This is a genomic window from Stenotrophomonas sp. 22385 (assembly GCF_052045085.1).
Lineage (GTDB): Bacteria > Pseudomonadota > Gammaproteobacteria > Xanthomonadales > Xanthomonadaceae > Stenotrophomonas.
The window spans coordinates 1-26491 of sequence record NZ_JBQEOG010000010.1 but is presented as its reverse complement, the minus strand read 5'-3'; the positions used below and the strand labels follow the sequence as shown (position 1 = coordinate 26491).

General features: G+C 68.1%; 20 protein-coding genes and 1 tRNA gene. 14 read left to right on the top strand and 7 right to left on the bottom strand.

What is annotated here, in order from left to right:
• Positions 1-12: 12 nt before the first annotated feature.
• The 3 genes from ACTJI4_RS16615 to trxA all read right to left on the bottom strand — a co-directional run bounded on the left by ACTJI4_RS16615 (position 13) and on the right by trxA (position 4308).
• Positions 13-1653: a CHASE2 domain-containing protein gene (locus tag ACTJI4_RS16615; RefSeq protein WP_392920235.1), complete on the bottom strand. Its 1641-nt coding sequence runs from the start codon at positions 1651-1653 to the stop codon at positions 13-15.
• Positions 1650-3314 carry a FecR domain-containing protein gene (locus tag ACTJI4_RS16610; RefSeq protein WP_440869981.1) on the bottom strand — a complete coding sequence of 555 codons (1665 nt, stop codon included), beginning with the start codon at positions 3312-3314 and terminating at the stop codon, positions 1650-1652. Before ACTJI4_RS16610 ends, ACTJI4_RS16615 begins: the two co-directional genes overlap by 4 nt.
• A 136-nt stretch (positions 3315-3450) precedes the next feature.
• On the bottom strand, positions 3451-4308 hold the full coding sequence (trxA, locus tag ACTJI4_RS16605) for a thioredoxin (protein WP_440869980.1): 858 nt from the start codon (positions 4306-4308) through the stop codon (positions 3451-3453).
• An 88-nt stretch (positions 4309-4396) separates the two neighbouring features.
• Here trxA and ACTJI4_RS16600 point away from each other — a divergent pair, with 88 nt between their 5' ends.
• The 8 genes from ACTJI4_RS16600 (at position 4397) to ACTJI4_RS16565 (ending at position 11516) form a co-directional block, all read left to right on the top strand.
• Positions 4397-5008, top strand: a complete 612-nt coding sequence (locus ACTJI4_RS16600) for a DUF998 domain-containing protein (protein WP_392920226.1) — start codon at positions 4397-4399, stop codon at positions 5006-5008.
• Between the two features lie 190 nt (positions 5009-5198).
• On the top strand, positions 5199-7853 hold the full coding sequence (leuS, locus tag ACTJI4_RS16595; protein ID WP_440869979.1) for a leucine--tRNA ligase: 2655 nt from the start codon (positions 5199-5201) through the stop codon (positions 7851-7853).
• 143 nt (positions 7854-7996) lie between these two features.
• Positions 7997-8617, top strand: a complete 621-nt coding sequence (locus tag ACTJI4_RS16590) for an LPS-assembly lipoprotein LptE (RefSeq protein WP_392920220.1) — start codon at positions 7997-7999, stop codon at positions 8615-8617.
• Between the two features lie 27 nt (positions 8618-8644).
• Complete coding sequence (gene holA / locus ACTJI4_RS16585; RefSeq protein ID WP_392920217.1) at positions 8645-9682, top strand: DNA polymerase III subunit delta; 1038 nt, start codon at positions 8645-8647, stop codon at positions 9680-9682.
• Positions 9683-9687: 5 nt separating this feature from the next.
• Positions 9688-10353, top strand: a complete 666-nt coding sequence (nadD, locus tag ACTJI4_RS16580; RefSeq protein ID WP_392920966.1) for a nicotinate-nucleotide adenylyltransferase — start codon at positions 9688-9690, stop codon at positions 10351-10353.
• Between the two features lie 58 nt (positions 10354-10411).
• Entirely contained in the window at positions 10412-10846 is a 435-nt protein-coding gene (rsfS, locus tag ACTJI4_RS16575) for a ribosome silencing factor (protein WP_440869978.1), read from the top strand.
• A 65-nt stretch (positions 10847-10911) separates the two neighbouring features.
• Positions 10912-11382, top strand: a complete 471-nt coding sequence (gene rlmH / locus ACTJI4_RS16570) for a 23S rRNA (pseudouridine(1915)-N(3))-methyltransferase RlmH (protein ID WP_068853546.1) — start codon at positions 10912-10914, stop codon at positions 11380-11382.
• A gap of 57 nt (positions 11383-11439) precedes the next feature.
• Positions 11440-11516, top strand: a tRNA-Asn gene (locus ACTJI4_RS16565).
• A gap of 126 nt (positions 11517-11642) precedes the next feature.
• Here ACTJI4_RS16565 and ACTJI4_RS16560 read toward each other — a convergent pair.
• The 3 genes from ACTJI4_RS16560 to ACTJI4_RS16550 all read right to left on the bottom strand — a co-directional run bounded on the left by ACTJI4_RS16560 (position 11643) and on the right by ACTJI4_RS16550 (position 16205).
• Positions 11643-14456 carry a TonB-dependent receptor gene (locus ACTJI4_RS16560; RefSeq protein WP_392920210.1) on the bottom strand — a complete coding sequence of 938 codons (2814 nt, stop codon included), beginning with the start codon at positions 14454-14456 and terminating at the stop codon, positions 11643-11645.
• 181 nt (positions 14457-14637) lie between these two features.
• Positions 14638-15294: an energy transducer TonB gene (locus tag ACTJI4_RS16555; RefSeq protein ID WP_440869977.1), complete on the bottom strand. Its 657-nt coding sequence runs from the start codon at positions 15292-15294 to the stop codon at positions 14638-14640.
• Between the two features lie 176 nt (positions 15295-15470).
• Positions 15471-16205 (bottom strand): SIMPL domain-containing protein, encoded by a 735-nt coding sequence (locus ACTJI4_RS16550; RefSeq protein ID WP_440869976.1) that lies wholly within the window; start codon positions 16203-16205, stop codon positions 15471-15473.
• 130 nt (positions 16206-16335) lie between these two features.
• Here ACTJI4_RS16550 and ACTJI4_RS16545 point away from each other — a divergent pair, with 130 nt between their 5' ends.
• From ACTJI4_RS16545 to tldD, 4 genes are all read left to right on the top strand, one after another.
• Positions 16336-16917, top strand: coding sequence for a Maf-like protein (locus ACTJI4_RS16545; protein WP_440869975.1), 582 nt, complete (start codon positions 16336-16338; stop codon positions 16915-16917).
• Complete coding sequence (gene rng / locus ACTJI4_RS16540; protein WP_068853541.1) at positions 16910-18397, top strand: ribonuclease G; 1488 nt, start codon at positions 16910-16912, stop codon at positions 18395-18397. Before ACTJI4_RS16545 ends, rng begins: the two co-directional genes overlap by 8 nt.
• 45 nt (positions 18398-18442) lie before the next feature.
• Positions 18443-22282, top strand: a complete 3840-nt coding sequence (locus ACTJI4_RS16535; RefSeq protein ID WP_440869974.1) for a YhdP family protein — start codon at positions 18443-18445, stop codon at positions 22280-22282.
• A gap of 70 nt (positions 22283-22352) precedes the next feature.
• The gene (gene tldD, locus ACTJI4_RS16530) at positions 22353-23798 is read left to right on the top strand and encodes a metalloprotease TldD (RefSeq protein WP_392920963.1); all 1446 of its coding nucleotides are present in this window, start codon (positions 22353-22355) and stop codon (positions 23796-23798) included.
• Positions 23799-23829: 31 nt separating this feature from the next.
• Here the strand turns inward: tldD and yjgA are convergent, their stop codons facing one another.
• The gene (gene yjgA, locus ACTJI4_RS16525) at positions 23830-24423 is read right to left on the bottom strand and encodes a ribosome biogenesis factor YjgA (protein WP_392920193.1); all 594 of its coding nucleotides are present in this window, start codon (positions 24421-24423) and stop codon (positions 23830-23832) included.
• Positions 24424-24491: 68 nt separating this feature from the next.
• Here yjgA and pmbA point away from each other — a divergent pair, with 68 nt between their 5' ends.
• Positions 24492-25859: a metalloprotease PmbA gene (pmbA, locus tag ACTJI4_RS16520; RefSeq protein ID WP_392920190.1), complete on the top strand. Its 1368-nt coding sequence runs from the start codon at positions 24492-24494 to the stop codon at positions 25857-25859.
• A 75-nt stretch (positions 25860-25934) separates the two neighbouring features.
• Positions 25935-26315: a DUF4870 domain-containing protein gene (locus ACTJI4_RS16515; RefSeq protein WP_392920187.1), complete on the top strand. Its 381-nt coding sequence runs from the start codon at positions 25935-25937 to the stop codon at positions 26313-26315.
• Positions 26316-26491: the final 176 nt, after the last annotated feature.

Below are 26491 nucleotides of genomic sequence, written 5' to 3'. Positions count from 1 at the left end.
CAGGGCGTGGCTCTACGATTCGTAGGCGTCGTTGCCGTCGCCGGTGGCGTAGCCGTCGCGGCCTGCGGCCTTGGCGCGGTACAGCGCCGCGTCGGCGCCTTCGAAGTAATGGCGCGGTTCGCTGCTGGCATCGGGGGTGCGGGTGTACAGGCCCACGCTGAGGGTGATCTGCGCGTGCAGCGGCGGCCCGGGCGACAGATGCATGCCGCGTACCGCGGCGATCAGGTCTTCGACCACCTGCACTGCGCCTTCCGATGTCGTATCGGGCAGCACCAGCGCGAACTCATCTCCACCAAACCGTGCGGCCATGTCGCGCGGTCGCCGCGCATGCGCGCGGATCTCGTTGGCGATCCGGCGCAATACCGCATCGCCGGCGTGGTGGCCGTGCAGATCGTTGTGTTGCTTGAAGTGATCCACGTCGATCAGCACCAGGGTCAGCGGGCGGCCGCTGCGGCGGCCGGCATCATGTTCCTGTTGCAGCGTCTGTTCGAAACGCAGGCGGTTGCCCAGCCCGGTCAATCCATCGCTGTTGGCCTGCCGGCGCCATGCCGCGATCCGCCACAGCACCCACGCGCAGATGACCGCCAGCATGCAGGTCAGCGCAGCGGCTGGCGCGAACCACAGGTGGCCGCCGCGCAGCAGGACGAAACTGGACAGCAGCGCCAGCGGCAGGGCGAGCAGGGCACTTGCCACCGCGCGCGGCAGGGTCAGCCCCAGCGCGCACAGCGCCACCAGCACGCCGCTCAACACCGCCTGCCATGATGGCGCCAATACGTTGACAACATTGCCGGTGAGCAGCATCGACGCCACGTTGGCCTGGTATTCGGTGCCGCTCATCCAGCGCTCGCGCGTGGTCGGGGTGAGCAGCCGTGGGGCGATGCCGCTGGCGGTCATGCCGACCAGCACCAGACGGTCGCGCAGCAGCCCGGGGTTGACGTCACCATTGAGCACCTCCGCATACGACACCTGCGGGACGCGCTCGGGCGGGCCGGCGAAGCGCACCCGCACGTAATGGTTGCGATGCCACTGGTAGGGCGCGTCATGCCGAGGGCGGGTATCGATCAGTCCGGGAAGCGGCCCGCGCGTGTTGGCCAGCGCCAGGCCCAGCGCTGGCCAGTGTGGTGAGCCGATGCCTGCGGTGAGATACAACCCGCGGGTAACGCCATCGGCGTCCACTTCCACATCGGTATGACCCAGCATCGAGGCGTTGGCGGCAATCAACGGAATCGGCAGCAGTTCCTCGGCCATCCGCGGCCCACTGGAGGGTGCCGCCAGCACCGGCAGCACTACGTGGCCGTTGCGGCGGATCGCAGCAGCCAGTTCGGCATCCTGCGCGCTGTCTTGGCGGTCCGGTTCGGACAGCAGCAGGTCCAGCGCTACGCGCTGGCTGCCAGCGGCGGTCAGGCGGTCCAGCAGCCGCGCATGGGTCGAGCGCGGCCACGGCCACTGACCGAGCTGCTGCAGGCTGCTGTCATCGATGGCCACGATCAGCAGGCGGGGATCTGGCGCGTAGTCCCACGAGCCAGCGTAGGTGTCGTAGATCGCTTCATCCTGCTTCCAGAACCACTGCCCGTGGCTGGCCGCTGCCGCCACTACGCCCACCAGCACCGCAAGTACGATGCGCCGCGGCCAGGAGAGCGTAAGCGGTCTCACAGCAGCAGGAGCAGCAGCAGGGCGCCGGCACCGGCGCCACGACAGGTGCGGCACGGCAGCTTGACCTGCTGCGCGGGCGAGAATGGGCCGGCATGGCCATCGTCATCGATGTACTGCACGCGCACGTGCAGGGTGCCGTGCCACGGACGCTTGAGCGTGACCTCGGGTTGGTCCACCTGCCGGTCAAGGAAGGGATGGGCGAAATCGCCGCGCTTGTCCAGCTGCACGCGGTAGCGCTGGCCGGGCTCGCCCGCCTGCCAGCGCAGGGTCAGCTGCCCCTTGGCTGCCTGCGGTGGCTGCAGCGCAGGGTCGACCGGCGCATCGCGGATGCCCAGCGCCACCGGTTGGCCGAAGCGGCCGCGGTGACCGTTGTCGTCGCGTGAGGCCACGCGCCAGAAGTACGCGCCCGGGGGCAGGTCGCCGTTGGCGCGCATCCGGGTGCCGCGGCCTTCCTGCTCCAGGATCGGCTGCAGGAACTGCGGCTCGGTGGCGACCTGCAGTACCGTGCTGGCGGCGCCGTCGACCTGGCTCCACTCGAAGCGTGGGCGCGCGCTGGCCAACGCTTCTCCGTTGACCGGGCGCACCGTGAGTGGCGGCGCCGGCTGGTCGCGGACCTCGACATCGGCCTGCGCGTCCATCCCTTCCACGCCGTCGGCACTGACCGCACGCACCAGCAGCCGCAGCACGCCGGCAGGCAGGTCGGGCACGGTCATGGTGGTGTCGGCGGTGTCCCTGGCGAACAAGAGGATCTCCGGCTGATCGGCGCGCACTACTTCTACCCGGTACCGGGTGGCCTGCGCTACTGCTTCCCACGCCAGTTGCGCCGGCAGCGGGTCCAGGCGCAGCCCGCTGCGGGCCAGAACCGGGGCGGGCAACAGGGCTTCCGGCGGGCCGGGGCGGGCATCCGAGGTCCGGTTCCGGGTGGCGTGACCGGGGGTAACCAGTTGCTGCCCGCGCCGGTTGCCGACCTGCACGCGTCCTTCCAGTACTTCAGTGGCGGCCATGCCGCCCTCGCCGCCGGCACTGACCCGGAACTGCGTGCCGCGCACGCTGCTGGTCGCGGTGGGGGCGTCGATGATGTAGCGCGAAGCCGGGCCCCTGGCGGGGGTGATCCGGTTGCTGCTGCGGCCCTGTTCCAGGCGCAGGCGGGTGTCGACCATGCCGGTGTGACCATAACGGCTGAGCTGGTCCAGGCGCAGGTGCGAGTGCTCGCGCAACTGCAGGCGCGAATCATCGGCGAAGACGAGAGTGACACTGGCGTCGCTGCCGGTAACCACGTGCGTGCCGATGCCAAGCTGCTCGCCTTCCACGACATCACGCAGAGGCCCGCTGTCGCCCGGCCTTGCCTGCACGCGGCCGCGTACGGCCAGCACGCGGGCAGGCGCCGGCTGCACCAGCAGCCAGGCAATGGGGAACCTGAGCTGGCTGCCAGGCGTCAGCCGGTAGGGGTCGCTCACGCGGTTATGCGCCTGCAGTCGCTCCCACGGCACGCCCGGCTTCAGGTAACGCGCCCCAAGATCCCACAGGGTATCGCCGGGACGGACCCGGTAGGTCCAGTCCTGGGCCAGCAGCGGGAACGCGGAAAGCAGCAGTGCCAGCAGCACCAGCAGGCTGACAGAGCAGGCGCGGGCGCGTGGAAAGCGGGTCGAACTCACGGTCATCTGTGCCCTGAAGGCGGGGCCCAGCCGTGCGGCCCCCATGGCCAGACCGCATCCCCCCGAATGGATCGCGGCTAAAAGAGACCGCGATCACATTATTGCCCGGCTCCGGTACAGGAATGCTGAACGCCGTACCGACTCAGAACAGCAGTGCGGCCATCGAACGGCGGTAACGGCCGACCAAGGCGGCGTCGTCGATCACCTTGAAGGCGTCAATCAGCAGTTTGCGTGGCAGGCCGTCACTATAGGAACGATCTTTCTGCAACATGGCCAGGAACTGCTCCAGCGCGGCTTCGTCTTCGCCGCCGAGCAACTGCTGCACGCCACGCAGGTGGCGGGCCTGCAGGTCACTGCCATCGGCAGCGATGCGCGCCTCCAGCTGCTCTGGCGCGGGGGCGTCCTGCAGTGCCTTGGCGAAATCCAGGCGGGCGCGGGCGCGCACGGCGCGGTCGTCGGTGGCCAGATTGGCCGGCAGCGCCTCGATCAGCGCACTGGCTTCGGCGGTGGCGCCGGTCTGCAGCAGGGCCAGGGCCAGGTCGAGCTTGAGCTCTTCCTTGTCCGGCTCGGCGGCGATTCCCGCGCGCAGCACGTCAACGCGCGCCTGCGGGTCCAGCGGTGCGGGCTCATCGGCCGCGGCCTCGGCCGTCTCGGCCGGGCTGATGCCGTGCTGGGTCAGGAACTCACGCAGCTGGCTTTCCGGAATCACGCCGGGGAAACCATCCACCAACTGGCCGCCCTTGACCAGGAATACGGTCGGCACCGAGCGGATCTGGAAGGCGGCTGCAATCTGCTGCTCCTTGTCCACGTCCACCCTGGCCAGTTCGAAGGCGCCGTTGTATTCGCCGGCCAGTTTTTCCAGCATCGGGCCCAGGGTCTTGCAGGGCTCGCACCAGGTGGCCCAGAAATCGACCAGCACCGGCGTCTGCAGCGACTTCTGCAGCACCTGGGCTTCGAAGGTTTCGGTGGTGGCGTCAAAGACGTGGGGCAGTTCGCTCATGGTCTGGGAATCAACGATTAAAGATGTACCCAGTGTATGGTGCCGGCCATATTGAGAAGCAACCCCAATGGTGGGTGGAGAGGGCCCGATGAAGACCGTGCAACGTTTCGACCCCCTGTTCGGCGCCGCCGGCGCTGTGCTTTTCCTGGCTTCGGTGCTGGGTTTCGGCGCCGTATTGCCCGGTTACCTGCCGCTCGGCCATCCGGTGGCGCTGCTGGGGGCGACCGGGGTGCCGCGTGCGGTGGCGTTCGACCTGTTCGGCTTCGTGCTGCCGGGTCTGCTGGCGGTGGTGGTGGCGCTGCGCCTGCTGGCACGCGTGCCGGTCACCGCGCCGTGGACGATGCGGGTGGGCGGGCAGATGCTGGTGCTGTCCGGACTGGCCTTCGCCGCGATGGGCGTGCTGCCGCTGGATGCGACCGACATCGAGAGCCTGGCCAGCCAGTACCACGCCAGTGCGTGGATGATCTGGGTGTTGGCGTTCGTGCCTGGCGCGCTGATGTCCGGGCTCGCCGCGCGGCGTTTGCCGGGCTGGGGAAGGCTGGCGGCGCTGCACGTAGCAGCGGGCCTGGCGGTGCTGGTGGGGGCGTTCGTGCTGCAGGCCGTCATGCCGGCCCCGGTGGCCCAGCGCCTGGCATTCGTGGCGTGGGTGGTGTGGCTGGCGGCCGCGCTGCCGCTGGCAGCCAAGGTCCGCCCCGGGTGAATTGACGGGTTCGACCGCAATCCACGCGCGGGTGCGCGGGGGAGGGCGGTCGTGGATAAAATGGGCACGGGTAATTCCGTGATTTATCAACAGGATGCCATTTCGGTCCGCTATTGGCGAAGGCGATGATTGGAGCCGTTTGCCGCACTGCGGTACGCTGTGCCGCTTTGCCGCCGCAACTGTGTTTTCCATGACCAGCGTCGAACCCAACGTATACGATCCGCAGCAGGTTGAATCCGCCGCCCAGAAGTTCTGGGACGCCACGCGCGCCTTCGAGGTGAACGAGGCCTCGGACAAGCCGAAGTACTACTGCCTTTCGATGCTGCCGTACCCGTCGGGCGCGCTGCACATGGGCCACGTGCGCAACTACACGATCGGCGATGTGATCAGCCGCTACAAGCGGATGACCGGCCACAACGTGCTGCAGCCGATGGGCTGGGATGCGTTCGGCCTGCCGGCGGAAAACGCGGCGATCAAGAACCGCACCGCGCCGGCCAAGTGGACCTACGCCAACATTGAGCACATGCGTGGCCAGTTCAAGGCCATGGGCTATGCGATCGACTGGTCGCGCGAGTTCGCCACCTGCACGCCCGAGTACTACGTGCACGAACAGCGCATGTTCACCCGCCTGATGCGCAAGGGCCTGGCCTACCGCCGCAACGCGGTGGTGAACTGGGATCCGGTCGACCAGACCGTGCTGGCCAACGAACAGGTCATCGACGGCAAGGGTTGGCGCTCGGGCGCGCCGGTGGAAAAGCGCGAGATCCCGCAGTGGTTCCTGCGCATCACCGATTACGCCCAGGAACTGCTCGACGGCCTGGACGAACTGCCGGGCTGGCCTGATTCGGTCAAGACCATGCAGCGCAACTGGATCGGCCGCTCCGAAGGACTGGAGATCCAGTTCGACGTGCGCGATGCCGACGGCAGCGCGCTGGATCCGCTGCGCGTGTTCACCACCCGCCCGGACACGGTAATGGGCGTGACGTTCGTGTCCATTGCCGGCGAACACCCGCTGGCCCTGCACGCGGCCAAGAGCAACCCGGCCCTGGCCGCGCTGCTGGCCGAGATGAAGCAGGGTGGCGTGTCCGAAGCCGAACTGGAAACCCAGGAAAAGCGCGGCATGGATACCGGCCTGCGCGCGATTCACCCGGTGACCGGTGCCCAGGTACCGGTGTGGGTGGCCAACTTCGTGCTGATGGGCTACGGCACCGGTGCGGTGATGGCCGTGCCGGGCCACGACCAGCGCGATAATGAATTTGCCAACAAGTACGGCCTGCCGATCCGCCAGGTCATCGCGTTGAAGTCGCCGCGCAAGGACGACGCCGCCTACGACGCGACCCGCTGGCAGGACTGGTACGGCGACAAGACCCGCGAGACGGAACTGGTCAACTCCGACGAATTCGACGGGCTGGACTTCCAGGGCGCCTTCGAGGCGCTGGCCGAACGTTTCGAGCGCAAGGCCCAGGGCCAGCGCCGGGTGAACTACCGCCTGCGCGACTGGGGCGTGAGCCGCCAGCGCTACTGGGGTTGCCCGATTCCGGTGATCTACTGCCCCAAGTGCGGCGCACTGCCGGTGCCGGAAGAGCAGTTGCCGGTGGTACTGCCGGAAGACGTCAACTTCGTCGGCACCGGTTCGCCGATCAAGGCCGACCCGGAGTGGCGCAAGACGACCTGCCCCGATTGCGGCGGCGCGGCCGAGCGCGAAACCGACACGTTCGATACCTTCATGGAATCGAGCTGGTACTACGCGCGCTACACCTCCCCCGGTGCCCGTGACGCGGTGGACAAGCGCGGCAACTACTGGCTGCCGGTGGACCAGTACATCGGCGGTATCGAACACGCGATCCTGCATCTGATGTACTTCCGTTTCTTCCACAAGCTGCTGCGTGATGCACGCATGGTGGACAGCAACGAACCGGCGCAGAACCTGCTGTGCCAGGGCATGGTCATCGCTGACACCTACTTCCGCCAGAACCCGGACGGTTCCAAGGACTGGATCAACCCGGCCGACGTGGACGTGAAACGTGACGAGCGCGGCCGCATCACCGGTGCGGTAATGATCGCCGACGGCCAGCCGGTGGAGATCGGCGGCACCGAAAAGATGTCCAAGTCCAAGAACAACGGCGTGGACCCGCAGGCCATGGTGAGCAAATACGGAGCCGACACGGTCCGCCTGTTCTCCATGTTTGCCGCACCGCCGGAGCAGTCGTTGGAGTGGAACGAAGCCGGCGTGGATGGCATGGCGCGCTTCCTGCGCCGTCTGTGGACCCAGGTGGAAAAGCACGCCGCCAGCGGGGTGATGGATGAGCTGTCCCTCACGGCAGCACTGCAGCAGGCGCTGACTGCCGAGCAGAAGGCGCTTCGTCGCAAGACCCACGAGACGATCCAGAAGGTCAGCGATGACTACGGCCGCCGGCACAGCTTCAACACCGCCATCGCCGCAGTGATGGAACTGATGAACGCGCTGGCCAGGTTCGATGACGGCTCCGACCAGGGCCGCGCGGTCCGCCAGGAAGCGCTGCAGGCCACCGTCCTGCTGCTCAACCCGATCACCCCGCATTCCAGCCATGCGTTGTGGCAGGTGCTGGGCCATGGTGAAACGCTGCTGGAAGACCAGCCGTTCCCGCAGGCCGACGCCAGCGCGCTGGTGCGTGATGCGGTGACCCTGGCGGTGCAGGTCAATGGCAAGCTTCGCGGGACCATCGAGGTGGCCGCCGATGCCCCGCGCGACCAGATCGAGGCACTGGGCCTGGCCGAGCCGAACGCGGCGAAGTTCCTGGACGGGTTGACCGTGCGCAAGATCATCATCGTGCCGGGCAAGATCGTGAACATCGTGGCCGCGTGACCGGGATCGCGTAGCGCCACGCCCTGCGTGGCTGCGCAGGGCGATGGCGCTGTTTCTCAAGCGGTGTTCACGTGGGGTCGGGCATCGTACGGGTAACCCTTTTTCCTGTTGCCGGGCGAGCCCGGCTCATCCAGACTGTGCCCATGACCCGATTCCTGCTTGCCCTTGTTCTGACCGCGACCCTCGCCGGGTGTGGCTTCCACCTGCGCAACAAGCTGATGCTGCCGGCTGATACGGCGGCCGTGAAGGTGGTATCCACCGCACCCTACAGCGAACTGGCCAAGCTGCTCCGGCGTGGCCTGCAGGCATCGGGCGCGACGCTTGCCGATGCCGACAGCAAGGAGCCGGCTGCGCAGCTGCAGGTCGTGTCCGAGCGTTGGGGCGACCTGCCCATCGCCATCGATGCGCAGGGCCGCGCGCAGGAGTTCAGCCTGCGCTACGCGGTGATCTTCGTCTTCCGCCGCGAAGACGGCAGCGACCTGGTGCCGCAGCAGGTGATCGAGCTGTCGCGCGACTACGTGTCGCCGCCGACCGACTCCACCGGCACCACCACCGAGCGCGAGATCCTGGCTGACGAGCTGCGCCGTGAGATGTCCGCGTCGATCATGCGCCGCATCGACAGCGTAGTGCGCGCCCAGCTGGAGCGGGGTCAACTCAACGCGCCCGCCAGGCCCGCCGTCGATCCGGCAGCAACGCCTGCCGGCGTACCGCCGACCACGCCGCCGGCCGACGTACCGGCCGTCAAGCCGCCGCAGGCCGGCTGACCGGTCCGCTGGCGGACCGGCCGCACGATGGAACTGCGCCCCGAACAACTTGCCAGCCAGCCGGCCAGCCAGGCCTTGGCGCCGGTGTACCTGATCGCCGGCCCGGAAACGCTGCGCGTACTGGAAGCGGCCGATGCGGTGCGCGCGCGCGCGCGCGCCGAGGGCATCAGCGAACGTGAAGTGTTCGACGCTGACGGGCGTGATTTCGACTGGAACCAGCTCGATGCCACCTTCAACGCGCCCAGTCTGTTCAGTGCGCGCCGGCTGGTGGAGCTGCGCCTGCCGACCGGCAAGCCGGGCAAGGAGGGCGGCGAGGTGATCAGCCAGTTCTGCGCCAACCCGGCGCCGGACGTGATCCTGCTGATCACCTGCAACGAATGGAGCAAGGCGCACCAGGGCAAGTGGGCCGAGGCGGTGAACCGTGTCGGCGTGCTGTCGGTGGCCTGGGCAATCAAGCCGCATGAACTGCCGGACTGGATCGAGCGTCGCCTGCGCCAGCAGGGCCTGCGCGCGGATCCGGCCGCCGTGCAGCGGCTGGCCGAGCGCGTAGAAGGCAATCTGCTGGCTGCCGCCCAGGAAATCGACAAGCTGGCGCTGCTGGCCAGCGGCCAGACCCTGGATGCAGACACGATGGAATCGCTGGTGGCCGACGCCGCCCGTTACGATGTATTCCGACTGCTGGAAGCCACTTTCTCCGGACAACCGGCGGCGGTGCTGCGCATGCTGGCCGGGCTGCGCGGCGAAGGCGAGGCCGTGGCTGCGCTGATGCCGATGGTGATCCGCGAGATGCTGTCCACCGCCGCGCTGGCCAGGGTGCAGGCGCGCGGTGGCAACCTGGCGGCAGAGATGAAGAGCCGTGGCATCTGGGAATCGCGCCAGGCGCCCTTCAAGCGGGCCCTGCAGCGCCACCCTGACGCCAAGCGCTGGGAGCGCTTCGTGGCCGAAGCCGGGCTGGTGGACCGCATGGCCAAGGGCCGCGCCGATGGCGATCCCTGGCTGGGCCTGGAACGCCTGCTGGTGGCAGTGGCAGAAGCACGCGCGGTACGCCTGCTGGCCCGCGCGTGAGCCCGATGGGCCTGCGCATCCATTACGGTGGGACCTTCGACCCGGTGCACCTGGGCCACCTGGCGATCGCGCGCGCGGCGCGCGACCAGCTGCAGGTGGCCGTGCGGCTGCTGCCGGCAGCCGATCCGCCACACCGGCCCGTGCCGGGCGCCAACGCTGCCCAACGCGCGGAGATGCTGGCGCTGGCGATCGGCGATGAGCCGGGCCTGTTGCTGGACCTGCGCGAGCTGGAGCGTGCCCGGCGACAGCCTGGAACCCCTTCCTACACCGTTGACACATTGCGCGAGCTGCGTGCCGAACTGGGTCCGCGCCAGCCGATCGCCTGGCTGGTGGGGGCCGACAGCCTGCTGGGCCTGCCCGGCTGGCACCAGTGGGAGGACCTGTTCAGGCTGGCGCACTTCATCGTCGCCGACCGCCCGGGAAGCTCGCTGGAGCAGACGCTGCCGGCCCCGCTGCAGCGGGCGCTGGAGTCTCGGTGGGCTGAAAGCGACAAGGCGCTGTTCAGCGCCCCCGCGGGGCGCGTGCTGCGCCTGCACGCCCCGCTGCGCAGCGAATCGGCCACGGCCGTGCGTGAGCGGATCGCGGCGAAGGGGGACTGGCGGCAATTGCTGCCCGGTCCGGTGGCCGATTACGTCGCCGAGCACGGCCTGTACGGCCTCCGTACGGCGTGAATACGTTCAGCCCGTCCGCCCCGTATAATCGGTGCCACATTTATCGAGTTGCCCTGCTTTGAACAACCAAGCCCAGCCCCAGACCATCAAGGTCCAACTGCCGAACCCGGCCCCGTCCAATGAGCAGCTGCTTGATTGCGTGCGCAGGGCCACCGAAGAACTGAAGGCCAGGGATCTCGTCGAAATCGACGTGATCGGCAAGTCCAGCGTCGCCGATTACATGGTGATCGCGTCGGGCACTTCCAGCCGCCACGTGAAGTCGATCGCCGACGAAGTGGTGAAGTTCGCCAAGAACCTGGGGGTGATGCCGCTGGGGGTGGAAGGCGAGCGCGAAGCGGAATGGGTGCTGGTCGACCTGGGCGACGTCATCGTGCACGTGATGCTGCCGCGCGTGCGCGAGTTCTACGCGCTCGAGCGCCTGTGGACCGTCGGCGACCAGCCGCCGAGCCTGCTGGATGATGGCGACAACGAAGACGACTACGCCGCGCGCTGAAACCGGCGCGTGGGGTAACGACAACGGCGCCCGATGGCGCCGTTGTCATTTGAAGGAGCATGACGATGAAAGCCAGGCTGATCGCTACCGGTGAACGCGCGCCCAGCTGGGTGGCCCAGGGCTTTGCCGAATACCAGAAGCGGCTCTCGCACTGGTTGCCGTTCGAGCTGGTGGAAATCGAGCCGGGCCTGCGTGGCAAGGGGCGCGATGCGCGTCGCGCAACCGAGGACGAAGGCAAGCGGGTGATCGCCGCGCTGCCCAAGAACGCGTATGTGGTGGCGCTGGATGTACCGGGAAAGCAACTCAGCTCCGAGCAGCTGGCGCAGCGCCTGGAGCATTGGCGCGGCCAGGGCAGGGACCTGGCGTTCCTGATTGGCGGCCCGGAAGGGCATTCGCCCGAAGTATCGGCGCTGGCCGATGAGAAGTGGTCGATCGGCCCGCTCACCCTGCCGCACATGCTGGTGCGGCTGGTGGTGGCCGAGCAGCTGTACCGCGCAGCGGCAATGCTGGCCAACCACCCGTATCACCGCGCGTGAAGAAATTCCGCGCAGACGGGTTACAAGCCGCGAAAAACTGGTTACAATGCGCACCCCGCCCGAATAGCTCAGCCGGTTAGAGCACTTGACTGTTAATCAGGGGGTCGTTGGTTCGAGTCCAACTTCGGGCGCCAAGTTTTGAGAAGCCTCGCAGCGATGCGAGGCTTTTTTTTGCGTGTCGCGCAGCCACGCAGGGCATGGCTCTACCGCAGAGAAAAGCCCGGGCGGTGCCCGGGCTTTTCGTTTCACAACGGCGTGGATCAGTTGAAGGTGTACTTTGCCCCCACCGTGAAGTAACGCCCGATCGCACCGCTGAAGTGCAGCGGGTTGTAGTTCACGCCACCGTAGGTGGTCGGGTCGAGCGGGGCGGTGCGGTCGAACACGTTCTGCACCGAAGCGTTCAGCTCGAACGCGTCGCTGATGTTCCAGCGGCCGGACAGGTCGAAGGTGGTGAACGAAGAGATCTTCTCCACCGGCGTGCCATCGGCATAGAACGCCAGGTAGTCGCCACCGCGGCGGTCCTTGTTCTCCAGGCTGCTGATGTAGTTGACCACGCCGCTGACGCTCCACACGTCCTGCTTCCAGGTGGTGCCGAAGTTGATGCGGTCTTCCGGCGTGCCGATGCAGTTGGTCACGTCGCAGTTGCCGTGTGTGCCCACGTAGTCGACCGTGTTGTCGCCTTCGGTGCGCTCGAACTTGAGCACGTGGCTCCACTGCAGGTCCATTTCCAGCTGGCCCGGGCCGAGGTCGAAGGTCTGGCGGATATCGGTATCGATACCGCGGACCCGCGACGAGTTGGCATTCACGTACGCGGTGTTGACCGCCAGGATGGTGCCGGTACCCGGGATGCCGTTGATCAGGTCGGTGTCGCGCAGCACGTCACCGGCCGCGATCGCATCGGCCGTGCTGCCCTGCGCGATTTCATTGGTGCGCTTGATTTCCCAGGCGTCCACGGTCAACGAGGTGGTCGAGGTGGGCTGCAGCACGATACCGAACGAGTAGCTCTTGGACTCTTCCGGTTTCAGGGCCGGGTTCGGGCTGGTGATGATCGCCACCGAGCGCGCGCCGCAGTTGGTGGTCGCATCGTCCGGCGGGCTGACCGCGCAGCGCACCGGGTCGCGGGCGGTGGAGAACGCGGCCAGGCCACCGTCACCGTTTTCGGCCGGGTTCGGGGCACGGAAGCCTTCCGCATAGGAGCCACGCAGGGCGATCCAGTCGGCCGGGGTCCACTTGACGCCCAGCTTCGGCGTGGCCTTGCCCTCACCACTTTCGTACTTGTCGTAACGCAGCGCGCCGGACAGTTCCAGCTGTTCCAGCACCGGGGCCGAGAGTTCGACGTAACCGGCGTACACGTTCTGGGTACCGTCATAGGCCGAGTAACCCAGGCCGATGATGTCGCCGATGTCGGTGTAGGTCTGCGGGGTCAGGCTGTTGCTGGTCTTGCGCCACTCGGTGCCCATGGCCAGGCCGAGCGGGCCGCCCTTGAGGTCCATCAGGCTGCGCGACACGGTGAAGTCGAACATGTCCAGGCTGGACTTGGCGTTGGCCTGGATTTCCGGCGAGATGTAGTCGTACAGGGCCTGCGAGTTCTGCCCGGCGTTGTCACCGATGCGCCACACGCCACCGGCACAGTTCGGATCGCCCAGCGCGCACTGCACGGCGCTGTAGCGCAGGAAGCCGGTGCGCTTGTTGACCAGGTTGGTGCCCGAATGCAGGTAGGCGGTGTCGTAGCTCCAGTCGCCCCAGTTGCCCTTGGTGCCGACCAGGAAGCGGGTGAACTCATTGGTGTTGGTGGTCACGCGCGGACCGACGTCCCAGGCCGAGTAGCGCAGGCGCGCGGTCTCGCCGAGGATGTTGTCCGGATGGGCGGCGTTGAGTACCACGGCACCCGGACCGCTGCTGGCATTGACCGGGCCGCCGGGGTAGCCCCAGCTGCCGGACACGCCGGACGGGGTGTTGCTGAACACCGTTTCCTTCTTCGAGTAGCCGATCTCGGTGTAGATCTCGCCGCCGTCACCATAGGCGAAGCTGGCGCGACCGAACACGTTGACGTACTCCTCCTTCGGGCTCAGCGAACGGAACTGCTGGGCCGGATCCCACAGGCAGCCGTCCTGGGCGATCGATGCATCGGTCTGGCCAGGAATGGTGGTCAGGCCCTGGCAGCCGGGCAATGGCACCAGCAGTGCAGGGGTCGTGTTGGTGAACAGCGAACCGTTCGGGCCGGAGCCGCCGCCGGTGCGACCGTTGAGGTAGGCGCCGCCCAGGAACTGTGCGTCGGCCGGGTCGATGCCCCACTGGCGCAGGTCGCCGGTGCCGATCCAGTCGCGGTTCTTGCGGTCGCTGATCGCGATCGCGTCGGTCTTGCCCACGTCCAGGCTGAAGAACGCATTCCAGCCGTCTTCGGCGATGTCGCCGGTACCGGCGGTCAGGGTGGCCTTCTTCGCGTCGCCGTCGCTGTCGCCAGACAGGCCGTAGGAGCCGCGCAGGATCGCCCCTTCGAAGTCGCTGCGCAGGATGATGTTGACCACGCCGGCGATGGCATCGGAACCGTAAATGGCCGAGGCGCCGTCCTTGAGCACTTCCACGCGCTCGACCGCGTCCAGCGGAATGGTGCTGAGGTCGGTAAAGACCTTCTGGCCGTCATCGGCCAGGCCATAGGTGGCCATGCGGCGGCCGTTCAACAGCACCAGCGTGGACCCGGCGCCCAGGCCGCGCAGCGAGATGCCCGCGCCGCCGCCGGCAAAGCCGTTGCCGAAGGTCTTGGGAATGGAGCCTGCGCCATCGGAGGTGAGCGTCTGCAGGTACTCGGCCACGGTCGTCTTGCCGCTTCGGTCGATTTCCTGGCGCGTCACGACCTGCACGGGCGAGGGGGTTTCGGTGTTGGTGCGTGGGATGTTGGACCCGGTGACCGTGATGCGGTCCAGGTTGGTCGCCGCTTGGTCCTGTGCCATGGCCGAGGACGAGGCGAGGGCGCCCGCCAGCAGCAGCATGCTGCTGGCAAGGGCCGAAGAAATGGAGCGGGCAAGCGGGGTGCGACGGCTGCCGCGGTAACGTTGTTGGATCGGGTGTTTCACAGCTTCTCTCCTGACTGGAAAACCTGGGGTCTGGGCTGGGCGCCGTCAACGAATTGACGCGTCGGCGCCAATCTAGGTTTCCAACAGGTGACGTAACCGTGAAAAATTGCTTAATTCGCACGATAGGTGACGTCCGTCAAAAAGTGCGGGGCCCCGTCTCCGGGACCCCGCAGCGGTCACGTCATTGCGGAAGCGAGAAGCTCACCGGTATCAGGCCTACCGCAGGAACGGGCTGGCCGTTGACCCGGGCCGGCACAAAGCGCCAGTGGCGCAGCACCTGCTGCCGCGCAGCAGTGTCCAGCGCCCGCGAGCCGCTGCTGCGCTCGATGGAGACGCTGGCCGGCCTGCCTTCGGCGTCTACCTGCACCCGGAGCGTCACCGTGCCCTGCTCCCCGGCCCGGATGGCGGCAATGGGGTAGTCCGGCGGCGGCGCGCTGCGGTACTGCAGATGCACACCGTCGCCGGAGGCAGCCGGGGTCGGCTCGACCGGCGCCAGGGTCGGCAGCTGCGTGTCGCTGGCCGGCAGTGGCGGCACCGCCAGCACGTCGTCGGCGGTGGCGGTAGGCGGCGGCAACGGGGCCACGCGCGGGGCGCTGGTCGGCGCGCGTACCGGCACCGGTTCCTTTGGCTGGATCAGCGGCGGCGGCTCGGGTTGCGGCACCGGCGGGGCGATCAGCGTCACCACGGTCCGCTCGCGTGGCAGCGGGGCGGCCACATAGGCGGCGGGGATCAGCAGCAGCATCAGGGCGAGCAGGTGCAGGGCCAGCGCGGTGCTCCAGCCAAGCACGCGCGGGACGTCGATTTGCAGCGGGACCACCGGGGGATGCGTACGGACCATGCGCCACTCTCCTTGCCAGATGTGCGTGCGGGAACATCAACGTGCGGGGCCGGGGCCCCGGCAATGACAGCAATACCGGAGGCCGGCGCCGGCCGGAAGTCAGGGGTGCCGTGGGTGTTTGGCTTGCGGTCAGGAAAACAGCGGACCAACGGTCCGCTGCTACCCGGGGAGGCGATTTACCGGCCCAGGTCGAACACCACGTCCAGGTTGACCGACACGGTCGACTCGCCCGGCGAGACCGGGGTGGAAACGTCGGCGGCCATCGGCGCTGCCGCCGCGCGCATCATCACCGGGCGGAAGTTGCCGCCGCCGCTTTCGGAGATGCTGACGATGCGGCGCACGCGCAGGCCCAGCGACTTGGCGTAGGTCTCGGCGCGGGACTGGGCCTTCTTCAGCGCGGCCAGGCGGGCTTCATCGTAGACCGGTTCGGGCTGGTCGATCTCGAACTGCGGGCCGTTGATCTGGTTGGCGCCCTGCGCTGCCAACGCATCGAGCACCTTGCCCAGCTTGGCGATGTCGCGGACCTTGAGGCTGACAGTGTTGCTGGCCTGGTAGCCGGTGATCTTCGGTGCCTCATTTTCGGCATACCGGTACTGCGGGCTGAGGTTGACCCCGCTGGTCTGCACGTCGCGCTCGCCAATGCCGGCGGCCTTGATCGCGGCCAGCACCTTGACCATCTGTTCGGCGTTCTGGCGCATGGCCGTGTTGCCGTCGGTGGCCTGGGTGACCACGCCGGCCGACAGCGTGGCCACGTCGGGCACGCGGCGGGCTTCGGCATTGGCCGAGATGTTGAGCAGGGTGCTGTCGGCGGGGACGGCGATGGCAGGCGGGGTCTGTGCGTGGGCGGTCATCGAGGTTCCCAGGGCAAGGGACAGGGCAAGCAGCAGCGGGGACAGGGTCGGGCGGCGCATATGCATCTCCATGTGAAGGCGTTGAGGTTGGTGTCGGAGCGATGAACGTCTGGTGAGGTTTATCGGGGTTGATGACGAATCGGAGGCGTTGCTCGCGATTCAGACAGGGCCCGCGGGTTATGCTTCCGCGATGCTTTATCTTGCCTCTCGTTCGCCCCGACGAACCCAACTGCTGGAGCGCCTGGACCGACCGTTCCGCGCGCTGGACCTGGACGTGCCCGAAGTACGGGCCGCCGGGGAAACCGCCCAGGACTACGTACAGCGCGTGGCCATCGACAAGGCCCGTGCCGGGCTGGCGTTGGTGGCCGACGACCCGGATGCGGTGGTGCTGGGCGCGGATACCGAGGTGGTGCTGGACGGAGAGGTGTTCGGCAAGCCGGTCGACGCCGCTGACGCCGCCACCATGCTCGGCCGGTTGTCCGGCCGCACCCACCAGGTGATGACCGCCGTGGCGCTGGTCGCCGACGGCGCCGAGCAGGTGGTGATGGTGGTGTCGGAGGTGAGCTTCATCGTGCTGGACGAGGCGGTCATTGCCGCCTATGTCGCCAGCGGCGAGCCGATGGGCAAAGCCGGGGCCTACGCCATCCAGGGTGGGGCAGAGCGTTACATCCGCCACCTGGCGGGAAGCTATTCGGGTGTCATGGGCTTGCCCCTGCAACAGACCGAGCAGTTGCTGCAGGCGTTTGAATCGAAGGGAGTCGCCCGTGTCTGAAGAAATCCTGGTCAACGTAACGCCACGCGAGACCCGCGTGGCCGTCATCGAAAACGGCATGCTGCAGGAGCTGCACATCGAGCGCGGCTGGCGCCGCGGGGTGGTCGGCAACATCTACAAGGGCAAGGTGCAGCGCGTGATGCCCGGCATGCAGGCGGCGTTCGTCGAGGTCGGGCTGGAGCGCGCCGCGTTCCTGCACGCCAACGACGTGGTACGCCCGGCTCCGGTGGCCAGCCCCGATACGGAGGGCACCACGCTGCCGCCGCCGTCGTCGGTGCCGATCGTGGAGCTGCTGCGTGACGGCCAGGACATCGTGGTGCAGGTGGTCAAGGATCCGATCGGCACCAAGGGTGCGCGGTTGACCACCCAGATCAGCATTCCCTCGCGGTACATGGTGCTGCTGCCGCAGTCCAAGGTGGTCGGGGTGTCGGCGCGGATCGAGGACGAGGCCGAGCGCGCCCGGCTCAAGACGCTGGTTACCGAGCTCTCCGCCCAGCACGGCGGCTATGGTTACATCGTGCGTACCAACGCCGAAGGCCAGCCGGCCGAGGCCATTGCCGAAGATATCGCCTATCTGTCACGGGTCTGGAACGTGGTCGAGCGCCGTGGCCGCGAGGCCGCCCCGTGCAGCGTGATCTATGAAGACCTGAGCCTGCCGCTGCGGTCGGTGCGTGACCTGATCCGCAAGGACGTGGACAAGGTGAAGGTGGACTCCAAGGAGACCTTCACCCAGCTGCAGGCCTTCGTGGCCAAGTACATGCCGGTGCTGGCCGAGAAGCTGGAGCTGTACAGCGGCGACCGGCCCATCTTCGACATGTTCGGAGTGGAAGACGAGATCGGCCGCGCGCTGGACAAGCAGGTGCCGCTCAAGTCCGGCGGTTATCTGGTCATCGACCAGACCGAGGCGATGACCACCATTGACGTCAACACCGGCTCCTTCCTGGGTCAGCGCAACCTGGAGGAAACGGTGTTCCGCACCAACCTGGAGGCCGCGCAATCGGTGGCGCGCCAGCTGCGCCTGCGCAATCTGGGCGGGATCATCATCATCGACTTCATCGACATGGATGACGCCGAACACCGCCGGCAGGTGCTGCGTACGCTGGAAAAGGCACTGGCACGCGACCATGCCAAGACCACGGTCTACGAGTTCTCGCCGCTGGGTCTGGTTGAAATGACCCGCAAGCGCACCGTGGAAAGCCTGGAGCGCCAGCTGTCCGAGCCGTGCCCGGAATGCAGCGGGCGCGGTTCGATCAAGACCGCCGAAACGGTCACCTACGAAATCTTCCGTGAGATCACCCGGGCGGTGCGCCAGTTCGATGCCGCACGCCTGCTGGTGATCGCCTCGTCCAAGGTCGTGGCGCGCATCACCGATGAGGAATCCTCGGCGGTGGCCGAACTGGAGGAATTCCTCGGCAAGTCGATCCGGTTCCAGGCTGATGAGCAGTACCTGCAGGAGCAGTTCGATGTCGTGCTGCTGTGACCTGAGCCGGCCCGCGCAGTGGTGCGCCGGCGCCTGCGGGTACCGATGAGCGCGCCGCTGCGCCTGCGACTGCGAAGGATTCGCCGCCATGCTGTCTATGCCATGGCGATCGTATTGGTCTGTGTGGCGGTGCTGGTGGGCAGCGTCAGCCAGCTGCTGCCCCTGGCCGAACGGCACCCGGACAAGGTGGCCGGGTGGTTGAGTGCGCGTGCCGGGCAGCCGGTGCGTTTCGACCAGTTGCAGACGCGCTGGACCCGGCGTGGTCCGCTGCTGGCGCTGAAGGGGCTGCGCATCGGCGAGGGCGAGGGGCTGCGCATTGGCGAGGCTGAAGTGCAGGTCTCCATGTATTCGGGGCTGCTGCCGGGCCGTTCGCTGACCGAGCTGCGCCTGCGCGGCCTGTCGCTGGTGCTGCAGCGTGCGCCGGATGGCCGCTGGTCGGTACAGGGGCTACCGCAATCGAAGGCCGGCGGCGATCCGCTGGATACCTTGCGCCGGCTGGGTGAACTGCAGGTCGTCGGCGGCCGGCTGCGGGTGGATGCGCCGTCGCTGAACGTACAGACCGAGCTGCCGCGCATCGACCTGCGGCTGCGGGTGAATGGGCAGCGGCTGGCCGTGGGCGCGCGTGCCTGGGCCGATCTGGATGCCGCGCCGCTGACGGCCGTGGTGGATTTCGATCGCGCCGACGGCAACGGGCAGGCCTGGCTGGCGGCCGACCCGGCCGACTTCCGTGCGTGGGCGTCGCTGCTGCAGTTCGGCGGCGTAGCCCTGCAGCAGGGCACCGGCACGTTGAATGCCTGGGTGGACCTGCGTGACCGCCGCCCGGTGATGGTGACCGCCGATGCCGACCTGGCCGGCGTGCAGCTGCGCGGGGCGCGGCTGGCCGATGGTGGGCGCCCGCAGCTGCAGCTGGATTCCCTGCAGCTGCGCGCGCGCTGGCGCTGGGTGCAGGGCGGCTGGCGTGCCGATGCACCGCGCCTGCGGATCGGCATGGAAGGGCGCACCGAGAAGCTCGATGGGCTGTTGATTGCCGGCGGCCAGCACATGGCCCTGGCCGGCGACAACATCGATGCCACCGCGCTGCTGCGCGGGCTGGCGCTGACCGACCGGATCGATGCCGGGCTGCGCAACTGGCTGCACGACGCCGCGCCGCAGGTGCGCATGAGCCGCGTGCGGTTCGCCGGCGAGCGCGATGGCCCGCTGAGTTTTGAAGGTGAGCTGGAGGAGATCCAGTTCGCCGCCGCCGGGCGTGCCCCGGGCCTGAGTGGCGTGGGCGGCCATTTCGATGGTGATGCCAACGGCTTCCGGCTCGACCTGCAGCCGACCCGGGTCATGCATTTTGATTGGCCTACCGGCTTCGGCGTGCGCCACGACGTGCGCCTGGCCGGCAGCATGGTGGGCTGGCGGGATGAAGGCGGCGGCTGGCGCATCGGCACCCCGGCGCTGCGTGTGCAGGGCACCGATTACGCGGCCGACGTGCGCGGCACGATGTGGTTCCAGGGCAACGGCACCCGTCCGTGGATGCAGCTGGCGGCCAAGCTCGATGATGTGCCGATGACCGCAGCCAAGCGCTTCTGGATCCATTCCAGAATGAGCAAAGCCGCTACCGACTGGCTGGACGCGGCGCTGGTGGGCGGTTACGTGCGCGGTGGCGTCGGGCTGGTCACCGGCGATCTCGAAGACTGGCCGTTCAGCAAAAACAACGGTCGCTTCGAGGCCACCGGCCGCATCGACAACGGCAACATCCGCTTCCAGCGTGATTGGCCGACCATGGACAAGGTCGAGGGCGATATCGCCTTTATCGGCCCGGGCTTCGAGCTGCACGGTCGGGGCGACCTGGCCGGGGTGGCGGTGGACCACTTCGACGCGGGCATCGCCGATTTCGGTGCTACCCAGCTGTACGTCAAGGCGGCCAGCCGCAGCGACGCCGGCGCGCTGCTGGCCATGCTCAAGCAGAGCCCGCTGCACAGGACCTACGCCGATTCGCTGGACAACCTCACGGCCAAGGGCCCGGCGTCGGTCACCTTCGACCTGCTGCAGCCCCTGCACCGCGGGGAGGGCGGCGGGCACCTGCAGGGCACGGTCGATCTGGACGGCGCCACGCTGTCGGACAAGCGCTTCGACCTGACCTTCGAGGCGATGCGCGGCCAGGCAAAATACAGCCAGGACGGGTTTGGTGCCGAGGCATTGGCGGTGCGCCACCTGGGCCAGGACGGCCAGCTCAGCCTGCGCGCCGGCGGTTACGCGCGCGATCCTCAGCATGCCTTCGAAGCCGAGCTGGGCGCTACGCTGGGTGCCGGGCAGCTGCTTGACCGGGCGCCGGAACTGGCCTGGCTCAAACCCTACATTGAAGGCACCTCGCGCTGGACCATCGGGGTGACCCTGCCGAAGGTGGTGCCCGGCGGCAGGACCGAAGCGCCGACCCTGCTCACGCTGCACTCGGACCTGGTCGGTACCCGGCTGGACCTGCCGGCGCCGCTGGACAAGCCGGCCGAGGTGCCGCTGGCCACCGCCGTGAAGGCGCAGCTGCCAATGGGCGCCGGGCGCGTGGACGTCGCCTTCGGCGAACGCCTGGCCCTGGCCGCACGCACCCACGACAACAAGACCGGCGTGCAGGTCACGCTGGGCAGCGCCAGCGTTGACCGCGACCCGCCCGCCAGCGGGCTGGTGGTCAATGGCCGCAGCGGCTCGCTGGACGCATTGGACTGGATCGCGCTGGCGCGTTCGCCCGGCGGCGCACCGGATGCCGACCCGATGCCGCTGCGCCAGGTGGACGTGCAGGTCGGGCAGCTGTTGCTGGCCGGCGGGGTGTTCCCGCAGACCCGCCTGCAGCTGCGCCCGAACCCGAGCGGGGTGGATGTGCGCCTGGACGGCCCCTCGCTGTCGGGCAACCTGAGCGTGCCCACCGCCGATGGTGCGGCCATCGTCGGCAAGCTGGAGCGGGTGCACTGGCAGTCGTTGCCGACCCCGGTGAAGGCGCCCGCCGACGGCGCACCGATCATCCTGCCGGCCGACGCCACGCTGCCGGCGCGGGTGCAGGCCAGTGCCAACGACACCAACCCGGCGAAGATCCCGCCGTTGTCACTGGACATCAACGACCTGCAGTTCGGCAAGGCCCGGCTCGGCCAGGCCATGCTGCGCACGCGTCCGTTCGGCAACGGGCTGAGCGTGGACCAGCTGCAGTTCCGTGCGCCAAAGCAGCAGATCGACATCCAGGGCCGCTGGCTGGGCATGGGCGAGGCCGCGCGCACCCGGTTCCAGGTCCAGGTCGACAGCGAGGACCTGGGCGGGCTGATGCAGAACCTGGACTACGGCGGCCAGCTGCGCGGCGGGCAGGGCCAGATCAGCCTGGATGCCGGCTGGCAGGGCGGGCCCTCGGACTTCCAGCTCGGCGCGCTGCAGGGCCAGATGCAGGTGCATGCACGCAACGGCCAGCTGCTGGAACTCGAGCCGGGCGCCGGCCGCGTGCTGGGCCTGCTCAGCGTGACCCAGCTGCCGCGCCGGTTGATGTTCGATTTCCGCGATTTCTTCTCCAAGGGCTTTGCCTTCAACCAGGTCGAGGGCACGCTGGCGTTCGCCGACGGCATGGCCACCACCGACAAGGTGCTGATCGAAGGCCCGGCCGCCAACATCAGCATCCGCGGCCGCACCGACCTGCGCCGCCAGCAGTTCGACCAGACCATCGACGTCAATCCGCGCGCCGGCAACCTGCTCACCGTGGTCGGCGCCGTCGCTGGCGGGCCGGTGGGCGCGGCGGTGGGCGCGGCCGCCAATGCGGTGCTGTCCAAGCCGCTGGGCGAGATTGGTGCCAAGACCTACCACGTGACCGGTCCCTGGGCCGAACCCAAGGTCGAAGTGATTGACCGCGACGACGCACCGCCACGTTGATCCCGGCTTTTACACCCACAATGTCCCGCGCATGGCTTGCGATATTGGCCCGCGCCCACAGATCAAGACCATGACCGACAACGCACTCACCCTTGCCCAAGACCGCCTGCTGCTGCCCGCCGGGCTGGACGCCGGCGGCCTGGAACGCACCTTCGGCACCCTGTTGGGGCCGGGTATCGATTTTGGCGACCTGTACTTCCAGCACGCCCGCCGCGAAAGCTGGAGCGTGGAAGACGGCATCGTGAAAGACGGCGCCCACTCCATCGAGCAGGGCGTGGGCGTACGCGCCATTGCCGGCGAGAAGACCGGCTTCGCCTATTCCGACGACATCCATGGCGATGCGCTGCTGGGCGCGGCGCGCTCGGCGCGCGCGATTTCCCGCGAGGGCGGGGCGCAGCCGGCGCGCTCTCTGGTTCGCGGTAATGCACGCGCGCTGTACCCCGCGCTGGACCCGATCGATGGCATGGGCAACGAGGCCAAGGTGGAGGTGCTCAAGCGCCTGGACCGCTTCCTGCGCGCCGCCGACCCGCGCGTGCAGCAGGTGATGGTGAGCCTGTCCGGCGGTGTGGATACTGTCCTGATCGCGCGCAGCGACGGCGTACTGGCCGGCGACATCCGCCCGCTGGTGCGGCTGAACGTGCAGGTGATCGTGGAGCAGGGCGGCCGTCGTGAATCCGGCTATTCCGGTGGCGGCGGTCGCTACAGCTATGCGGAACTGTTCGCCGAAGGACGTCCGGAAGCCTTCGCCCGTGAAGCGTTGCGTCAGGCCCTGGTCAACCTGGAAGCGATCCCGGCTCCGGCCGGCGTGATGACCGTAGTGCTCGGTCCGGGCTGGCCCGGCGTGCTGCTGCACGAGGCGGTCGGCCACGGTCTGGAAGGTGATTTCAACCGCAAGGGCACCAGCGTGTACGCCGGTCGCATCGGCGAGCGCGTGGCCGCTCCCGGTGTGACCATCGTCGACGATGGCACGCTGGACGGTCGCCGCGGCTCGCTCAACATCGATGACGAAGGCCACCCGACCCAGTGCACCACGCTGATCGAGGACGGCATCCTGGTCGGCTACATGCAGGATTCGCTCAATGCGCGCCTGATGGGCGTGGCACCGACCGGCAACGGCCGCCGGGAATCGTTCGCGCACATGACCATGCCGCGCATGACCAACACCTACATGCGTGCCGGCCAGCATGACCCGGAAGAAATGATCCGTTCGGTCAAGCGTGGCCTGTACGCGGTGAACTTCGGTGGCGGCCAGGTCGACATCACCAGCGGCAAGTACGTGTTCTCGGCCACCGAAGCCTACCTGATCGAAGACGGCAAGGTCACCGCGCCGGTGAAGGGCGCGACCCTGATCGGCAACGGACCGGAAACCATGCAGAAGGTGCGCATGATCGGCAACGACCTGGCCCTGGACGAGGGCGTGGGCGTGTGCGGCAAGGATGGCCAGAGCGTGCCGGTGGGCGTGGGCCAGCCGTCGCTGCTGATTGACGGCATCACCGTGGGCGGCACCCAGGCCTGATCGCCGGATGCGCCCGTTCTGCCCGCCTGGTTCAGTCCTCGGCGCTGTCGGCGTCGCCGATGTCGTCTTCGTCGGTGTCGGCCGCCGTGGCTTCCAGGCCCAGCGCGGCCGGCAGCAGCAGGTTGCGCAGCACCTGGTAGATTTCGCGGAAGGCGCGCGGCGGCTTGTTCTTCGCGCGCTCGGCCTGGGCATTGCGCACCAGCGTGCGCAGCTGCTGGCGGTCGGCCTGCGGATATTCGGCGAGCAGGGCGCTCAGCGCGGTGTCGCCGTCCTTGAGCAGGCGCTCGCGCCAGTCCTCGGCGCGGTGCAGCGCGGCCACTTCGCGGCGCGAGGTCTCGCTGTTGGCATCCAGCGCATCGCGGATCGCGTCCAGGGTGGCGTCTTCCTCGCGGCGCATGTGCTTGGCCAGGAAGGCCAGCTGGCGCTTGTGGGCGATATGGGCAGTGATCCGCTTGGCCTCGGCGATGTGCGGCAGCAGGTCTTCCGGCACCGGCACGCGGGCCAGCTGGGCCGGGGTCAGCGACACCAGTTTCTCGCCGAGGGCCAGGATGTCCAGCGCTTCGCGCCGGTTCTGGCTGCGGCTGATATCAAGGAATTCACCGGTTTCTTCGTCGCGTCCGCGCATCGTCTTCTTTCCACATCCAGAACTGTGCCCGGCGTTGCGCCAGGCACTCACCCGTACAGGATAAAGCATTGAACGTGATCTCCCCTGAAGCCCACGCCGCCGACGACAGCCTGCAGCGCCTGGAACAGCTGGCCGACATCTCCCAGCAGCTGCTGGCCCGGGCCCGGGCGCTGGGCGCCACCCAGGCCGAAGTCAGCTGCAGCGAGGAGCGGGGGCTGGATGTGAACGTGCGCCTGGGCGAGGTGGAAACGGTGGAATCCACCCGCGACCGTGGAATCGCGGTCACGGTCTACTTCGGCCAGCGCAAGGGCAGCGCCAGCACCGCCGACCTGCAGCCGGCCAGCCTGGAATCGACGGTGGCGCAGGCCTGCGCGATCGCCCGCCATACCGAGGACGACGAGGCGGCCGGCCTGGCCGACCCGGAACTGATGGCACGCGAGTTCCCGGACCTGGACAGCTGGCACCCGTGGGCGCTGCAGGCCGACCAGGCGGTGGATCTGGCGCTGGCGTGCGAAGCAGCCGGGCGCGAGGCCGACCCGCGCATCAGCAACTCCGATGGCGCCTCGGCGGCGACCGCCACCAGCCTGTCGGTCTATGCGAACTCGCACGGTTTCATCGGCCGTGACCGCAGCAGCCACCATTCGGTGGGCTGCGCATTGATTGCCGGTCAGGGCGATGGCATGCAGCGCGACGGCTGGTACAGCAGTGCGCTGGCCCGCGAAGACCTGGAAGACGCGGCGTCGATCGGTCGCCGCGCCGCCGAGCGCACCCTGGCACGCCTCAATCCGCGTTCGATGGCCACCGCGCAGATGCCGGTGCTGTATTCGCCGGAAGTGGCGCGTTCGCTGATCGGCCACTTGTTGGGGGCGGTCTCGGGCGGCGCGCTGTACCGCCGTGCGAGCTTCCTGCTCGACAGCGTGGGCACGCAGCTGTTCCCGGACTGGTTTGCGATCGAGGAGCGTCCGCTGCTGCGCCGCGGCCTGCGCTCGACCGCGTTCGATGGCGATGGCGTGGCCACCCGTGATTCGTCGCTGATCGAAGGCGGCGTGCTGCAGCGCTACGTGCTGGGCAGCTATTCGGCACGCAAGCTGGGCCTGGTGACCACGGGTAATGCCGGCGGCGTGCACAACCTGCGGGTACAGCCCAATGCGGGCGACCTGGCCTCGATGGCCCGGCAGATGGGCGAGGGCCTGCTGGTGACCGAGCTGATGGGGCAGGGCGTCAACGGGGTCACCGGCGATTATTCGCGCGGCGCCGGTGGCTTCCGGGTGGAGAACGGTGAAATCCAGTACCCGGTTGACGGAATCACCATCGCGGGCAACCTCAAGGAGATGTTCGCGGCGATCGAAGCGGTCGGCAGCGACATCGACCGTCGTTCGCACGTGCAGGTGGGTTCGATCCTGGTCGGGCGGATGACCGTTGCCGGTAACGATTGACGTATCCTATTCCAGCTGCCTGGGCAGGCGGGGAGCCTGCCATGCACCACCCATACACTGGACAAGGAGTTTCACGTGAGCGAATTCGAGAACGTCACCGCCCCGCCGCCGCCGACCAGCGCCGGCCCGGTTCCCAGCGACCAGCGCACCATGGCGCTTGCCGCGCACCTGCTGGGCATCTTCACCTGGTTCATCGGCCCGTTGATCATCTGGCTGATCAGCAAGGACGACGCCGGCAAGGGTTTCGTCACCGACCAGGCCAAGGAAGCGCTGAACTTCCAGATCACCATCACCCTGGCGATGATCATCTGCTTCATCCTGATGATCGTGATCATCGGCGGTCTGCTGGCGCCGCTGGTGGGCATCCTCAACATCGTGTTCTGCATCATTGCGGCGGTGAAGGCAAACAACGGTGAGGCCTACCGTTATCCGTTCGCCCTGCGCCTGATCAAGTAATTCCTGCGTTCGTGGGAATGCAGAAACGCCCGGCATTGCCGGGCGTTTTTTGTTTGGAGCAAAAGCAAAGGCAAAAGCCGTCGCCTGCGAACGTACATGTGCTGGGCAGGCGGGTGTGGGTTTGCGGGACACGCCGTGAACCCATCCATGGGGGCTCGTTCGCGCCATCCATGGCG